10 protein-coding genes and 2 pseudogenes are annotated in these 15,719 nt (G+C 68.5%); 2 read left to right on the top strand and 10 right to left on the bottom strand.

Features of this window, described 5'->3' with window-relative positions:
* Positions 1 to 333: 333 nt before the first annotated feature.
* From ACWDA7_RS26045 to ACWDA7_RS26015, 7 genes and pseudogenes are all read right to left on the bottom strand, one after another.
* Positions 334 to 1,597 (bottom strand): annotated as a pseudogene (locus ACWDA7_RS26045) (beta-ketoacyl-[acyl-carrier-protein] synthase family protein).
* A gap of 126 nt (positions 1,598 to 1,723) precedes the next feature.
* Positions 1,724 to 2,644: a formyltetrahydrofolate deformylase gene (gene purU / locus ACWDA7_RS26040; protein ID WP_450606717.1), complete on the bottom strand. Its 921-nt coding sequence runs from the start codon at positions 2,642 to 2,644 to the stop codon at positions 1,724 to 1,726.
* Between the two features lie 100 nt (positions 2,645 to 2,744).
* Positions 2,745 to 4,073 carry a beta-ketoacyl-[acyl-carrier-protein] synthase family protein gene (locus ACWDA7_RS26035; protein WP_450606715.1) on the bottom strand — a complete coding sequence of 443 codons (1,329 nt, stop codon included), beginning with the start codon at positions 4,071 to 4,073 and terminating at the stop codon, positions 2,745 to 2,747.
* 232 nt (positions 4,074 to 4,305) lie between these two features.
* Entirely contained in the window at positions 4,306 to 4,758 is a 453-nt protein-coding gene (locus ACWDA7_RS26030) for an SRPBCC family protein (RefSeq protein WP_450606713.1), read from the bottom strand.
* Complete coding sequence (locus ACWDA7_RS26025) at positions 4,745 to 8,764, bottom strand: non-ribosomal peptide synthetase (protein ID WP_450606711.1); 4,020 nt, start codon at positions 8,762 to 8,764, stop codon at positions 4,745 to 4,747. The genes ACWDA7_RS26030 and ACWDA7_RS26025 overlap by 14 nt, the downstream gene beginning before the upstream one ends.
* Complete coding sequence (locus tag ACWDA7_RS26020) at positions 8,764 to 9,054, bottom strand: acyl carrier protein (protein ID WP_450606709.1); 291 nt, start codon at positions 9,052 to 9,054, stop codon at positions 8,764 to 8,766. The genes ACWDA7_RS26025 and ACWDA7_RS26020 overlap by 1 nt, the downstream gene beginning before the upstream one ends.
* Before the next feature lie 50 nt (positions 9,055 to 9,104).
* Positions 9,105 to 10,949: an acyl-CoA dehydrogenase family protein gene (locus ACWDA7_RS26015; RefSeq protein WP_450606707.1), complete on the bottom strand. Its 1,845-nt coding sequence runs from the start codon at positions 10,947 to 10,949 to the stop codon at positions 9,105 to 9,107.
* Positions 10,950 to 11,687: 738 nt separating this feature from the next.
* Here ACWDA7_RS26015 and ACWDA7_RS26010 point away from each other — a divergent pair.
* Together ACWDA7_RS26010 and ACWDA7_RS26005 are read left to right on the top strand one after the other, a co-directional pair.
* The gene (locus ACWDA7_RS26010; protein ID WP_450606705.1) at positions 11,688 to 12,185 is read left to right on the top strand and encodes a MarR family winged helix-turn-helix transcriptional regulator; all 498 of its coding nucleotides are present in this window, start codon (positions 11,688 to 11,690) and stop codon (positions 12,183 to 12,185) included.
* 218 nt (positions 12,186 to 12,403) lie between these two features.
* Entirely contained in the window at positions 12,404 to 14,008 is a 1,605-nt protein-coding gene (locus ACWDA7_RS26005; protein ID WP_450606703.1) for an MFS transporter, read from the top strand.
* 88 nt (positions 14,009 to 14,096) lie between these two features.
* On the opposite strand, the gene ACWDA7_RS26000 is transcribed toward ACWDA7_RS26005, so the two are convergent.
* From ACWDA7_RS26000 to ACWDA7_RS25990, 3 genes and pseudogenes are all read right to left on the bottom strand, one after another.
* Complete coding sequence (locus tag ACWDA7_RS26000) at positions 14,097 to 14,444, bottom strand: IS66 family transposase (protein ID WP_450606701.1); 348 nt, start codon at positions 14,442 to 14,444, stop codon at positions 14,097 to 14,099.
* Between the two features lie 117 nt (positions 14,445 to 14,561).
* Positions 14,562 to 14,863 (bottom strand): annotated as a pseudogene (locus ACWDA7_RS25995) (kinase); the annotation flags it as partial.
* Positions 14,860 to 15,642, bottom strand: a complete 783-nt coding sequence (locus ACWDA7_RS25990) for a hypothetical protein (RefSeq protein ID WP_450606747.1) — start codon at positions 15,640 to 15,642, stop codon at positions 14,860 to 14,862. The gene ACWDA7_RS25990 and the pseudogene ACWDA7_RS25995, both read right to left, overlap by 4 nt.
* Positions 15,643 to 15,719 lie beyond the last annotated feature (77 nt).

Below are 15,719 nucleotides of genomic sequence, written 5' to 3'. Positions count from 1 at the left end.
CGGCACGCACCAACCGACCGTCCCGGCCGGGAAAATGTCAGGGCAACAGCGCATACCGGCCCGCAGACACGCGAGCCGCGCCGTCGACAGAGCCCGGGCCTGCGAGGCACGCAGCGGGAGAAAGCAGTGGGTGCGGCGGCACGTGTGGGACTTCTCCGGGGACTCTGCGCCCGGGCGGGGGCTGCAGCGGGCCGCTGTCTGGGCCTCGGCCCTGGCAGGGCCGCGGCCACGCGGAGAGCGGCGGCCAGTCGTGGGAAGCCGCACAGGGCCGATCGCCGGCGGTGCTCCGGCGATCGGCCCGGTCGGCGTCCGCGGCACGCGCGGCGCCGCCCGTCACACGGAACGGAACGCCAGCACCACGTTGTGGCCGCCGAAGCCGAAGGAGTTGTTCAGCGCGACGATGTCTCCCTCGGGCAAGGGTCGTGGCTGGCCGCGGACGATGTCGGCATCCGCGTCGGGGTCGAGGTTGTCGAGGTTGATGGTCCCCGGGGCCAGGCGGTCCCGTAGGGCGAGGACGACGGCAACGGTCTCGACACCGCCGGCTCCCCCCCATCAGATGGCCCGTCATGGACTTGGTGGCGGACACCGCGATGTGATCGATGTCGTCACCGAACACCTTGCGCATCGCACGGAGTTCGGCTAAGTCGCCCATCGGAGTCGAGGTGGCGTGCGCGTTCGCGTGGACGACTTCCGAGGGCTTCAGGCCCGTGGCGTCCAACAGGTGCGTCAGCGCGGCCGCGATGCCGCGACCCGTCGGCTCGGGCTGAGTGATGTGGTGGCCGTCGGCGGAAAGGCCCTGCCCGACGACCTCGGCGTAGACCCGCGCACCGCGCCGGGCGGCGTGCTCGGCGGCTTCGAGGACGACCACACCGGCGCCCTCGCCCATGACGAATCCGTCGCGATCGACGTCGTAGGGGCGCGAGGCCGCAGTCGGGTCGTCGTTGCGCTTGGACATGGCCATCATGTTGCCGAAGGCCGCCAGGTTCAGTGAGCAGATGGCAGCCTCGGTGCCGCCCGCGACGACGACATCGGCGCGGCCCGTGCGGATCATCTCCAGCGCGAAGCCGACCGCTTCGGCACCCGAGGCGCAGGCGCTGACGGGCGTGTGCACACCGGCGCGCGCATTGACATCCAGGCTGACGGCGACCGAGGGACTGCTGGGCAGCATCATGGGAACGGTGTGCGGAGACACCCCGGCGGGGCCCAGCTGCTTGAACATCTCGTATTGGGTGAGCAGCGACGACACCCCGCCGATGCCGGAGGCGATCACCACTCCGAGCCGGTCCGTGTCGACGTCGGCACCCGCGCCCGCCGGGCCCTTGAACCCGGCATCGGCCCATGCCTCGCGTGCCGCGAGGAGAGCGAACTGGGCCGTGCGATCGAGTACGGGGGACGGCGGATCGGACAGAACGTCGGCCGGTTCCACCGCGGCCTCGGCGGCGATGCGCACCTCGACCTGATCGGCCCACTCATGCGCGAGGCGCCGGACCCCGGAGCGGCCGGCCAACATCCCCTCCCAGGTGGAGGCGGCGTCGCCGCCCAGCGGTGTGGTGGCCCCGACACCGGTGACGACAACGGTGCGGTCGATCGCATTCACAAGAATCACTCCAGGTCCAGAAATAGGTGGAGGCGGGCCGACGGGGCAGGCCTGCGGATCGCTGGTGGGGTGGGGCTCCTGCCCCGATGGGCGCGAGGCGTATGCAAGGTCGTGTTCGTGGGCCTGTCAGGCGAAGACGATGGTGTGGTTTCCGTGGCGGATCACGCGGTCCTCGCTGTGCCACAGCACCGCGCGGGAGAGCACCGCCCGTTCCACGTCCGCGCCGCGCCGCTGGAGTTCGGCGGCAGTGTCCGCATGGCTGACGCGGACCACGTCCTGCTCGATGATGGGGCCCTCGTCCAGCTCCTCGGTGACGTAGTGCGCGGTGGCGCCGATGAGCTTGACGCCACGCTCCTTGGCCTTGGCGTAGGGACCGGCTCCGATGAACGCGGGCAGAAAGGAGTGATGGATGTTGATGATCGGCACGCCGACCTGCTTGATGAAGCTCCCCGACAGGATCTGCATGTAGCGGGCCAGCACGATGCAGTCGACGTTGCCCTTCAGCAGACGCAGGTGCTCGGTCTCGGCGGCGGACTTGTCCGAGCCCATGGACGGGACGTGGAAGAAGGGGATGCCGAAGGAGCGGACCTCGCGGGCCGTGTCGGGGTGATTGGAGATCACCATCGAGATGAAGACGGGGAGTTGGCCCCGGCGATGACGCCACAGCAGGTCGAGCAGGCAGTGGTCGGACTTCGAGGCGAAGATCGCCACCCGTTTGGGTACGGACTGGTCCCGGAGCGTGAACTCGAGGTCGAAGTCCCCGGCCGTCTTCTCGGCCAGGTCCTGCTCGATGGACGGCAGGGCCGCCTGCAGGTCGTCGAGGCCGAAGACGGTGCGCTGGAAGAACGCGCCGCCCTGCGGGTTGTCCGAGTACTGGTCGAGGGAAACGATGTTCGCACCATGGTCGCTGAGAACCGAGCCAACGGCCGCGACGATGCCTGGCCGGTCCTTGCCCACGACGATCAGCGAGGCGTGGCGGTGCCCCGACTCGCGCTGCCCGGACTTGCGCGTAGCGACGTACGCGGATGCCCCCCGGGTGAGTGGCATGTCAATTCCCTTTCCTCATACCGAATGTGACGTGGGCGGCATCGGTGACCCACTGCACGGATCTCTGTGAACAAGGGCCCGAAGCGAGCAGGAGCACCGGTCAGTCGACGGGCGCGGGGGCCCCGCGAAAGGTCAGGGCCACGTTGTGGCCGCCGAATCCGGCGGAGTTCTTCACCGCGATGACCTGCTCGCTCTCCAGCTTCAGTGGAGTGCCGTGCACTACGTCGACCGAGAGGTCCTGATCCGGTTTGGTGAAGTTCCGGGTGGGCGGCACCATCCCGTGGTGGAGGGCGAGGATCGTGGTGATCGACTCGATCGCGCCGGCCGCACCGAGGCTGTGACCGAGCATCGACTTGTTGGCGGAGACCGCCGGTCCCTGGGAGGCATGCCCGAACACTTGCTGTATCGCGCGTGCCTCGGCCGCGTCACCGGGAACGGTCGCCGTGCCGTTGGCGTTGAAGTGCGCTACGTCCGCAGGCGAGACAGCGGCGTCGTCGAGCGAGGCCCGCAGGGCCATGGCGGTTCCGGCACCGTTCGGCTCCGGCTGCACCATGTGGAAGGCGTCGGAGGAGATCCCGACTCCGGCGAGCTCGGCGTAGATCCGGGCACCGCGTTCCCGCGCGTGCCGTTCGGACTCGAGGACGAGGATGCCTGCGCCCTCGCCCAGCACCATTCCGTCGCGGTCCGTATCGTACGGGCGGGACGCGGACGCCGGCTCGTCCACTCGCTGCGACAGCGCCCGCATCGCCGAGAACGACCCGAGGACGAGGGGGTGCAAAGGCGCCTCCGCGCCACCCGCCACCACGACGTCCGCCTCTCCGCGGCGGATCAGCTCGGCCGCCGTCGCCAGGGCCTGAGTCCCGGACGAGCAGGCATTCACCGTGGCGTTCACACCAGCGCGCGCGTTCACGAGCAAGCTGACGGCGGCTCCGGAGCCGTTGCCCATGGACATGGCCACCGTCAGCGGGGGTATTCGGTTCCAACCCCGGTTTTTCAGTGCCTCCCAACCATTGATGATGGCGTTCATGTCGCCCAGTGCGGCTGAGACGACCACGGCCACCTTCGCCGGGTGGACCGAGGCGTCGTCCAGGCCCGCGTCATGCCACGCCTCCGCTGCGGCCGTCACGGCCAGTTGGGCGGACCGGCTGAGCCGCCGACGCTGCTGGTGTTCGAGGGCGGGGCCGGGCTCGACTCGCACCCGCCCGCCGAGCAAGGGCGGCAGGTCTTTCGCCCAGGGCTCGTCGTCCAGCCGGTGTATGCCGTTCTCACCGGCCAGCATGGCCTCCCATGTACTGGCGACATCACCGCCGAGCGCGGTGGTCTCCCCGAGGCCTGTGACGACGACCCTCGTCCGTTCCGGACCCGCAGCGCTCTCCCTGGTGCGGCCGGCATACGGCGTGGTCTGTTCCCGACGGTTTTCTCCTGACATGACTTCTCCATTCCAGGACACTGATGTGGTCGGCCGCGGCACGAGAGGTGTCGGGTTGCCACGGAGGTGAGGTGGTGCGTGCACCCGGCCCGTGTCGGGGCACCGATGAGCACCTCGACGGCCAGGGTCGTGCCTGTTGGTCGACGAGGGTCGGTGTGCACCCCGCCGGCCGGAGGCTGTCCTGCCTCCGGCGAACGGGACGGCAACAAACACAGCACACGCGTATGGCCCCTCAGGGCCGGGGCCGCGCCGTCTGCCCGAGGGTTGCGGCCAGCTTTCCCGAGTCCTTCTTCACCTGGCTGACGAGCAGCTTCTTCACCAGGGACTTCGGCATGATGCCGAAGAAGTCCCCGGGCTCCACGTCGAAGGTCCAGTGCACGCCGGTGGTCCCGTCCTCGTGCTCGGTGTAGTCGTAGGTGCCGAGGTAGTGGAACGGTCCCTCCAGTACCTGGAACCGCGAGCGGTGGCCCGGATCGAATTCGGTGATCTCGACGGTGAAGGTCATCCGCTTGCCGATCAGCTGGAAGGTGATCTCATAGCGGCCGCCCGCTCGCGCAGGCCCGTCCAGCAACCGCGTCTCCACGCAGGCCGACTGCCAGTCGGGGTCCCGGGCCGGGTCCGACAGCAGTGCGAACGCCTCCTTCGGCGGGACCGGCAGGTCGAACGTGTGCTCAGCCTTGATCATCGTTGCTGCCCTCTCCCATGTGCGGTGCGATCGCCTCGGCGGCGACAGCGGCGTGCGGCGGGTACATCACCGAGTTGTGATCACCGGAGACGTCGACGACCTGCAGAGATCCCTTGATCAGCGTTTCCCAGCCGAGCCGCGGCCCGTAGTCGGTCGGCTCGTCCACCGCGCGCAGCAGCAGCAGGTCGAGCTCGTTCGGTTCGGGGAGGTACGTCTGCAGGGCGATGCCGTTGGCGAGGTACGCCTCGAAGTAGCGAAGGATCTGTGCGCGGTCCGCGTCCTGGGCCAGGACGCCGATGGCGGCGGCCCGTTCCAGGATGTGGTCGAACGCGGCGTCACCGCCGAGTGCCCGCAGTTCATCCGCGGGGATGTCGAGGGTCTTTCCGTAGGGCACCGCGAGGTCCCGCGCGAACCACGAGAGGATCGTCGAGTCGTCCGCGGTCTCCGGGATGTTCTCCTCGATCGGGGCGCGGCTGTCGATGCCGACGAGAAGCTCGACCTCTTCGCCGGCCTCGCGCAGCTGCCCGGCCGCCTCGTAGGCGATCACGCCGCCGAAGCACCATCCGCCGAGGGCGTACGGGCCGGACGACTGGATCTGCTTGAGGTATTCGATGTAGCGCGCGGCCATCCCCTCCACGCTCACCTCGGCCTCGCCCTCGTTCTCGATGCCGGGGGCCTCCACCGCCAGAACCGGCCTGCCCGTGGGGAGGTGGCGCGTCAGCTCGAGGTAGCAGAAGACGGTGCCACCGAAGGGGTGGAACAGGAACAGCGGCCGCCGGTCCGGTTCCCCTTCGCGCAGCGTGACGATGGGGACGCGTGGGCTTTCCTGACCGCCGCGACGCACGATGGTGGCCAGTTCGGCGATGGTGCCGTGCCTCAGCATCTCGGAGATCGGGATCTCCACGTCCCACTCCTTGCGGATGGCCGCGCTGAGCCGGACGGCGAGCAGGGAGTGACCGCCCACGTCGAAGAAGTTGTCGTGGATGCCGATCTCGGGGATGCCCAGGATCTCGGTCCACATCCGCGCCAGCGTGATCTCCGTGGCGTCGCGGGGCTTTTCGAAGGTGGCGTCCGAGGTGACGGTGGGCACCGGCAGCCGGTTGCGGTCGATCTTCTTGTTGGCCGTGAGCGGCAGCTCGTCCAGCACGACCATGATGCTCGGCACCATGTACTGCGGAAGGAACACGGCCACCTCCGACTTGACCTCTGCGGGCCTCAACTCGACCCCGGGCTCCGCCACCAGGTAACCGACGAGCCGGTCGTCCCGGATGACGACGACAGCCGCGGACACCCCGTCCACCGCCTGGAGGGCGGCCTCGACCTCGCTGAGCTCGATGCGGTAGCCGCGCAGCTTGACCTGGTTGTCCAGGCGACCGTGGTGCAGCAGGCGGCCGTCGCTGGTCCACCGTGCCCTGTCTCCGGTGCGGTACAGCCGCTGCTGCGGAGCGGCGGGGAGGCCCGTGACGAATCGTTCCGCGGTCAGCTCCGGCCGGTCCCAGTACCCGATGGCCAGCCCGTCGCCGCCGATCCACAACTCACCGGGGAAGCCAGGTTCGACCTGGCGTCCCCTCGGGTCCAGCACGTACAGCCGCGTGTTGGCCAGGGGTTTGCCGATGTCAATGCCGCAAGCAGGCTCTACGGGACCTTCGGTGGACCAGATGGTCGTCTCGGTCGGCCCGTACACATTGCGCAGGCCGGCCACCCGCCCGGCGAGGTACTCGGCCAGTTCGAGGGGCAGTTCCTCGCCGCCGCAGAGTACGTTCAGGCGTGGGGCGCCCGCCCAGCCGGCGTCGCGGAGCATGCGCCACGAGGTGGGGGTCGCCTGCATCCACGTGGCGCCGGAGACCTGGATCCGGGCCGCTAAGGCGGCGCCGTCGGCGGCCGTCTCGCTGTCGCACACGATGACGCGCCCGCCGGCCACCAGAGGCATGAACAGCTCCAGGCCCGCGATGTCGAACGAGATCGTGGTCACCGCGAGTAGGCTGTCCGAGGAGGAGAACCCGGTGTTCTCCCGCATCGACAGCAGCAGGTTCACCAGGGCGCGGTGAGGAATCGCCACGCCCTTGGGTCGCCCGGTGGAGCCGGAGGTGTAGAGGATGTACGCCAGGTCCGCGGGCCCGGTCGCCGCAGGCTGCTCGCTCCGGCCGTCCCCGGACTCCCGCGGTGCGTCGCTCAAGACGCCTTCCTTCAGGGCGTTCAGGTTCAGCACGGGAAGGCCGGGCAACCAGCTCTTGCGTAGGCTCTCCTGGCTGAGCAGCAGCCGCGCCCGAGAGTCCTCGGCCATGTAGGTCAGCCGCTCGACGGGAAGGTTGGGGTCCAGCGGTACGTAGGCGGCGTCGGCCGCCAGGACGCCGAGGAGGGCCGCCACCAGCGGTGCGCCACGCTCCGCCATCACCGCGACGCGATCGCCCGCGGCGACGTCGGCAGCGCGCAGGGCGCTCGCGACTTCCTCGGCCTCCGCCAACAGCCGTGCGTAGCTCCACTCCTGGCCGTCGGCGACGAGAGCTGTCGCGTCGGGCGTCCGCCGGGCCTGCTCCCCGAAGAGCTCCGGCAGCCTGGCCGGAGGCAGTTCGCGCTCGGGCCCGGACCCCCAGTCGGCAAGCCGGGCCAGCTGTCGCTGGTCGCCCCGGACGAGGTTTTGCAGTGGCTCGTCCGGGTGGTGGACCAGGGTCTCCACTGTGGCGACGAAGGTGGCGGCGAGTTCACGGGCCGTGCCCGCCCGGAAGATGTCGGTGTTGTAGCGCAGGACGCCCGCATAGGCGCCGTCCTGCTCCGCGCCCATCTCGATCCACAGATCCGTCTGGCCCTCCTGCTGAGGCAGGGGGTACGGCCGTACGGTGGCGCCGGCGATGTTCAGCTCCGCGCCCGGGCCCGGTCGCAGCAGGAAGAACTCGTCCATGTCGGTCAGGAACGGCAGCCGGTCCCAGGCGAAGCCGGCCTGGTACAGCGGTGTCCGGCTCGGGTCGCGCGGCGGCGCCAGTTCCCGCACCAGCCAGGGGAAGGGGAGCTCCTGCGCCCGCATCGCCTCCAGGGCCCGCGCACGGACGGACGACAGCAACTCACGGTATGTGGCCTGCTCGTCGACCTCGCCCCGTACCACCACAGTGTTGACGAAGTTCCCGATGGCGTTGCGGAACTTGCGTTGCAGGCGGCCGGAAGTCGGGGTGCCCACCAGGATGTCCGACTGGCCGCTCAGCCGGCTCAGCAGCACGAAGTAGGCGGAAAGCAGCACCATGTACGGCGTCGCCGATGTCTCGCGCGCCAACTGCCGCACCACTTCGGTCGCGGCGGCCGAGAGTTCGAAAGGCGCCGAGCCACCGTCGTACGACTGCGCCGGCGGCCGCGGCCGGTCACCGTACAGGTCCAGGTTGGGCGGCGCGTCTGCCAGTCGCTCCGCTTCGCGGCCGAGCAGCGCCTTGGCCTTCTCGGTCGTCAGAAAGGAGTCCTGCTGCTCGGAATAGGCCGCGAAGGCACTGCCGTCGAGCGTGAACTGACTCGGCGTGCCCTCCAGGCGGCTGCGCACCTCGGAGAGCAGCAGTGCCAGCGACCAGAAGTCGGCCGCGATGTGGTGCATCACGGCCGTGAACACCCAGGTGCGCTCCGCGGTGCGATACAGGTGTATGCGCCACAGCGGCGGCCGGGACAGGTCGAACGGCGTCCGGCTGTCGGTCCTGATGCGGTCCCGCAGCGTCTCCGGAGCCAGGTCCCGCGCGTCGGTGTGCCGTAGGTCGAGCGGCACGGAATCCTGGACCCACTGCGTCGGCCCGTCCTCGCCGGGGCGGAAGCAGATCCGTAAGGCGTCGTGCTCGCGCATCAGGTCTTCGAGGATGTCTTTGACCCTGGCTCCCAGCTCAGTGTCGGCGGTGACCTCCGCGCCGAACACGATGTGATAGGCGGAGCACCCCGGGTCGGTCTCGTGGATGAACCAGAGTCCGGCCTGTTGCGCGTTCGCGAGAGTCGGGGCGGCTGGGGATGTCCCCGTCGTCTCTGTCGTCTCTTCCGTCATCACTGGCCATCCGTGGCATCGGGCATGGGCTCGGTGTTCATCAGCTTCCAGAGCGCTTCGGTCAAGGTGTCCACCGTCGGGTGGTCCCACAGCAGGTCCGCCGGCAGGTCGGAAAGGCCGCAGGCGTCCTCGATCTCCATTCCGACGGAGAGTGCCGCCATGGAATCGAGTCCGTACGAGGTGAAGGGCTGGTCGGTCGCCAACTCGGCCGGGTCGATTCCGGCTTCGGCCGCCACCGCATCGGTGAGGATTGTTTTCACATCGTCGATCGTCATGTTCTTCGTGCTCATATCAGTTCGAAGCCTTTCCGGTGGTCCGATGTGGAGAGGGTTGGTCCGGCTCAGGCGGCAGGCGACTCGTTTTCCGGTTTCGCCTCGCGTGCGCCGGGATCGGCTTGGCGCACGGTCCGAATGGAGAGGAATTCGTTGTTGTTTCGCTGGGAATTCATCTGCGCGAAGAGCTTCCAGGTGGTCGAGGGCTCGAGGTTGCCGACCTCGTACTGATGGATCTGCTTGCGGGCCAGAGCGGCCTGCAGCCATTCGCCGTCGGCGAAGAATTGACCAAGGTGGTCCCGGTTGAACAGCCACATACCGAGCGCGGCGACCTTGGCATGCAAGGCGCACACTTCCTCCGCGAGCCGCATCAACCGGGGCGGGGTGGTCTTGGTGGTCGCCGACTCGCGAGGTTCCTGAGCCGCCGCCCACCGGCGTACCTCCTGGACCCTCTCGAATACCGCGTCGAGCTCCTGTCGCAGCTGTTCGGCCTGGTCGCGCAGGGTTGCGAGCCGGTCCTCGGCGCAACCGGCGGTCGGCGACAGCTCGGCGAGGAGGCGGATCAGCGCGGGCAGGCTCGCGAACGTCGCGTCCCTGCCGCGGCCGAACATGCTCACCCGGGCCGGCTCGAAGGCAGGCAGTTCGGCCCGCAGGTCATACAGCGTGCGCCAATCCTCGTCCCGCTCTTGGCGGTGAGCCTTGGCCATGGCGGGCAGCTGAAGCGCAATGCTGTCGAGGCAGACCGGCTCACTGCCGTCGAAGACCGACACGACGGCACTGTCGCGGAGCATTTTCTGGAGGATGCCGGCGTGCTCCGGGGCACGCAGGTAATACCGCGCGCCCAGCGCGCGGGAAAGCACCTTGCTGTTGAAGTCGACAAGGCGGGCAACCTGCACCTTGGCCAGGTTCCCCCAGATGCTGAATTCCTCGGTGTACAGATGCAGCCCACGCATGGCCACCAGGCTCTCGCATTCCGCGACCAACATGCTCAGGTACGCATTCGCGAGAGATTCCGAGACGTACGGGATTTCGCTCGCCGGGCCGTCGTACAGGATTCGTTGGGAGAGAAATCCGCCGACCGTCCGCAGCATGGTGTCGCCCGTGCCGAGCGACAGTCCGGTGCAGAGGGTCCGGGTGATCAGCAGGCCCCGCAGGGACAGTTCGAGCCCCTCCCCCTCGGCGCCGAGTCGCGCCGAGGCATCCACCCGGGCGTTGTCGAAGGCGACTCCGCTGATGTCGCACCCGCGCAGGCCGTAGGTGGGAACGCGGGGGACCCCGGATACCTCGCCCGAGACGACCTGCGACCGATCCACGAGGAACATGGACTGCTTGCGCTTGGCCGGCGTGTCATTGTCCCCGGTGGTGCCGAGCAGCACCACGTGGGTCGATGTCCGGCCCCGGTTGATCGGCCACTTCTTGCCGGACAGGACGTACTGCCCACCGTCCGGGGTGGCCACGAACTCGTTGGCGGCCAGGTCGGCACCGTGCCCGGGCTCCGAGTACGCCAGGCAGGGGACGACCCCGCCACGCAACATCGTGGCGGCGTACTTCGCCCGCTGCTCGGCATCGCCGCCGATCCAGGCGAGCATCATCCACACCTGCGTGCTCTCGCTCACCGCGACATTCATGTCCCGACGCGCGATCGCACGAGTGAGCATCAGGAGTTCCTCCGTGGACCGGAGATCCCCGCCCAGCCGCTCAGGAACGAAATACCGGTTGAATCCGAAGGCACGCAGTTGATCGATGCCGGCAGTTGGTAATTCATCACGCTCGTCGAGCTCCAGAGCCCGAACGAAGGATGTGGAGTTGGACTCCAGTTCGGGGTCGCCCAGCCAGTCCTCCAGAGCCTCTGTCAAGGCAACGACGGAAACCGGGTGTGCACCTAAATTCGTCATTGACCGCTCCAGTTCCATGCTTGAGAGGACAGGGCGGCCCCGTCCGACAAATACTGGCAGTGGAGAAAGGGTTCGATCGGGAATCACGCGCAGCACAACGCGTAAAGGGCGCGGTGCAGCGCAGTGGAAAGAGAGTGGGCATGGCCCGGTCGTCATCGCCGGCAATGCAACAGCGAGAAGGACGTGAAGGTGCGCCTGCGGACGCTACCTCTGGACGCCGGCGCTGCCTACAACAACCGTCGAACGAAAAATTGAATCACGTAACATCCCCCGTGCCGCGAATGCGGAGACTCGACCCGAACCCGGCGAACTCCATTTTTGACGAGCCTCGCTGAAGCCCGTCCCCCGTTGCGTCAACCGGCCAACCACAGGCAGTACTTGGCCCGGCGCTCACCGACCTTAGCAGCACGCAATCTCCGTGGCACGTGACGTCGATCACATACTCGCTTCTCGCCCTGGAGTGGATATGCGGTCCTGTAAACCTGCAAGCCCTTGCTTCGAGGCTGACCTCGGCAATCTGCCGTGAATGGCTGACTCTCTTTCCCGTCGCCAAAGTTGTGGTTTCAATTTTCGGATGCGTGAATTCCACGTGACTCGCCACCTCAGGGGGTGCGGCCCGGTCGCGGCCCTCCGCCCCCGACTGACGCCTCAGCCGCACGGGCCCCGCCTCCTCGTCACGGACCCGGTGGGTTACGGTCCAGGAAACGTTGGTATCTTCGATGATGGAGATTACGGGCGATTGATGGGAGTCTGCTCATGGCGCGCAGCAGCAACGCCGAGCCACAAGGGGCGAACCTGTCGCCGCGCAAGGACTTCCTCATCGCCGAGCGCCCCGGCTACCTGCTCCACAAGGCGGGGCTGTTGCTGGTGGAGGACGTGGAGAAGGCGCTGGGTTCGATCGGCATGCGCAGTCGGTACTTCTTCGTGCTGGCCGCCCTGGCCGGCGGACCCGAGCTCTCCCAGCAGGACCTGAGCCGACTGCTCAACCTCGACCCGACCACGGTCGTGACGGTGATCGACGAGATGGAGCGCAATCAGCATGTCGAGCGCAGGCGCAACCCGGCCGACCGGCGGCGTTACAACCTGATCCTCACCGAGTCCGGCCGTGAGGTGCTCGCGACGGCGGACCGGGTGGCCACGGAGGTCGAATCGACCTTCTTCGGCGCACTCGCGGAGGGTGAGCGCGAGGTCCTGCGCGAGACGCTCTCCAGGATCCTGGCGGGCCGGTGGCCCGCCTCCGTCTGTTCCGACTGAGGCGCCCACGGCGCAGCCGGCTCGGGCCGTGATTCGATCCCGGGCGGGCTTTGTCATGTCCGGTTTCATTACTTTCCGTGACCAAGCATGCGCGAGCAGTGGAGGTGGCTGATTCCGTCCCCGTGAGGCGCTACCGACCGTGACGGGTGTTGACTCCTTGATTTCCAATCATCTAGATTCCAATCATCGATAGACCCCGCTGATTGGAGAGTTCCCGCATGTCCGCAGAACGCGCGCCATCGCCCACGAGGTGGTGGACACTCGGGATCGTCGCGTTGGGCACGTTCATGCTGATGCTCGATCTGAGCGTGGTGTCCATCGCGCTTCCGCAGATCCACAAGTCCCTGGGCAGCAGCTTCTCCGACCTGCAATGGGTGTTCGACGCCTACGCCCTGACGCTTGCGATCTTCCTGGTGGCGGCGGGCTCGTTCGCCGACCGGATCGGCCGCAAGAAGGTCTTCCTGGTGGGCTTCGCCCTCTTCACCGTTGCCTCGCTGGCCTGTGGCCTGGCCGGTGACGCCACGGCGCTGAGCTCCTACCGCGCCATCCAGGGTGTCGGGGCTGCCATCATGTTCGCGGTCGGTCCGGCGATGCTCAGCCACGAGTTCCACGGCAAGGAACGGGCGACCGCCTTCACCGCCTTCGGCGCCGCGGTCGGTCTCGCCGTCGCCACCGGCCCGCTCATCGGCGGCTCGCTGATCAACACGCTGTCTTGGCGCTGGATCTTCTACATCAACGTGCCGGTCGGGGTCATCGCCATCCTCATCGGCGCCCTGCGCGTCCGCGAGTCGCTCAACAGGCGGGCCCACCCCACCGACTGGGGCGGCCTCGTCACCTTCAGCATCGCGCTCGCGGCACTGGTGTTCGCCACCATCCGCGCCCCCGAGGAGGGCTGGACCAGCGCCGCCACGCTCGGTCTCTACGCACTCAGCGCGCTCTTCCTGGTCCTGTTCGTGCTCATCGAGCGGCAACTGGGCGAGCGCGCCATGATCGACCTGGCGTTCTTCCGCAGCCCCACCTTTGTCGGCATCTCCCTCGTCGCCATGATCGGCAACGCCGGAGCCCTGCCTTCGGTGTTCTTCGAGACCAGCTACCTGGAGAACATGCTGCATGTGGACGCCTGGGGCACCGGCCTGCGCTTCCTGCCGCTGACGGGCGCGATGTTCGTGGCCGGGGCGATCGGCGGCAGCCTCATCGGCAAGGTTCCCTTCCGGGTGCTGCTGGGCGGCTCGACCGCCGTCATGTCCATCGGCATTCTGTTCCTGAACATGACGAAGGCCGACTCGTCCTGGACCGTGCTCATCCCGGCGCTGGTCATCGCCGGCTTCGGCATGGGTGCCTTCAACCCCGCCCGGGCGGCGCTGGCCATCGGTGTCGCGGAGCCTGCCAAGTCCGGTGTCGCCTCCGGCATCAACGAGACGTTCCAGCAGGTCGGCATCGCTGTCGGCATCGCCGGCGTGGGCGCGTTCTTCGAGCACCGCGTGGCGAGTGTGTTCACCTCCTCCGCGGCCGGCAAGCAGCTGGGGCACGATGCCGCGGAGCAGGCAGCCCACGGCATCAGCGCCGGATCCGTCGACGCCGTCGCCCAGGCCGCAGGGCCCCTGCACGACGCGGTGCTGGCCGCCGGGCAGGACGCGTTCATGAGCGCCTTCCACGGCGCCATGACCCTGAGCGCGATCCTCGGGTTCACCGCCGCGGTGATCGGTTTCCTGATGCTCCGCACGAAGGACCTGCACGCCAGTGCGCTGTCGACGATCCCTCCGGACCTCGACGAGGAGGACGGCGAGGCACTGCCGGACACGGTGGTGGGCGCGACCGCCTGACGCACCACGTCGGGCCACATCCGGGACGGCTTGGGCAAGACCACCCGACGGCTCCCAGCCCTCCCGCTCCAGTCACCGTCCCGGTGGTTCATCCCCCGTACCACCGGGACGGTTTCCCGGCATGCGTCTCCAGCGATATGGACGGGTGCTGGAACCGCGTCGAGATCCCTTGCCGAAGGTCAGCGACTGAGCGCACCTTCGGTGCGCGCCGGGGCGTGGCACATCCCCTGGCGTGCGCCGGAGGTGCTTCTGTCTGCCCTGACGTGGGCACCAGCAGCCCAGCGAGGTCCTCGGGGCGGCCGGCGGAGGCGTTGTCCGCCACGGCGGCCAGTTCGCGCAGGTGGTGCGCGTTGCACAGGGCGTGGACGGCACTGGTGTAGGTCTTGTACGGCTTCCAGCCGTCGTGGACGGCGATCCCGGTGAAGGCGGGCAGCACGCCCAGGGCTTCAACGCCTACACCCGGCGCTTGGCCTGCACCTGGTACGGCGTCAGTGAACGGGTGCAGGCGGTGTGCACCCAGCACCTCAGCCCGGCGATGCGGGTGCCGGTCTCACGCTTGGGGCTTTGTGGTGTGCCGGGCGACGGTTTCCTCGAACGGCACGTGCAGGTAGTAGCCGTGGGTCGGGCCACGATGGACGGCGCGCAGCTGCGCAGCATCTCGCCGTAGTGGTCGGCGTAGAGGATGCCCTCGACCACCACGTGACACCCAGGGTCCAACGCGTAGCGGGCAACGGTGTCGATCAGGCCGATCTTCGCCGCGCCGGGCCGGTCCCTCTCACGCAGCACGATCCGGCGAAGGTTGTCCTGGCCGACCAAGGCCGGGCGCCGGAAGTCATCTCGTCGAGAGGCGGTCAGCCGGTCCGTACCGCCGTGATGGTGAAGCGTTCGACGTCGGCGACGTGCCCTCCGGTGGATGCGACAACCGTGAGCACCGGGTCGCGGACGCCGGAGAAGGACACCGACACGCTCCAGGGCTGGTCGTTGCCGCCCGCTGAAGTGCAGCATGGGGAAGTGCCCAACGGCGCCGCGGACGACGGCTGACGCACCTGGACGCGGATGCTCTCATCCACTCCGGAGATCCGCCCGCCGGTCACCATCGGGGAGCGCACAAGCGACCCGTACGCGGGCCTGGTCAGGGAGAACGTCGTGTCGTCGGTACCCACGACCTCCCACGGGGCATCCGGGCCGGTACCGTACCGCACGAGGTGAATCACCCCCGCGGTGCCGCCTTCGGGCCCCGTCGGTGCAACGCCGATGCGGGCATGTCGGCCACTGACCGTGCGCGAGGAGACCCGGTCGATCCCCTTGAAGCCCAGGTAGTCACGGGTGAAGAACAGGGCGGTCTGATCCGGGTCAAGATGCCAGGGCTGGTGGCCGCTGGAGCGGTAGGCACGTTCCCACACCTGAGCCTGGGCGAGCGTGACGAACGGCCACACCGGCTGCAGACTCCAGGAGCCGAGCGGTGGTGTGCCGTGGGGGGCGGGCGTGGTCGCGCCATGCGTGGCCACCGGGGCGGCCGTCGACGGCGCCACCGGTCTGGGCGTTGTGTGCGACTGCGACGGCGCGGGCGATCCCCGTACCGCGGACGGCGATACGTTCGGGGACCCGCCAGAACCGCTGCAGGCGGTGAGCATCAGGCCGGCCACGGCCGCTGCGGCGAAGCGCCGGAATGGGAGCCAGATGTTCATAGGTGCCCCAGGAGAGGTGGAAC

This window comes from Streptomyces sp. NPDC001156 (assembly GCF_053598275.1).
The sequence above is the reverse complement of the archived record's forward strand: the minus strand, read 5'-3'. Positions and strand labels throughout refer to the sequence as shown.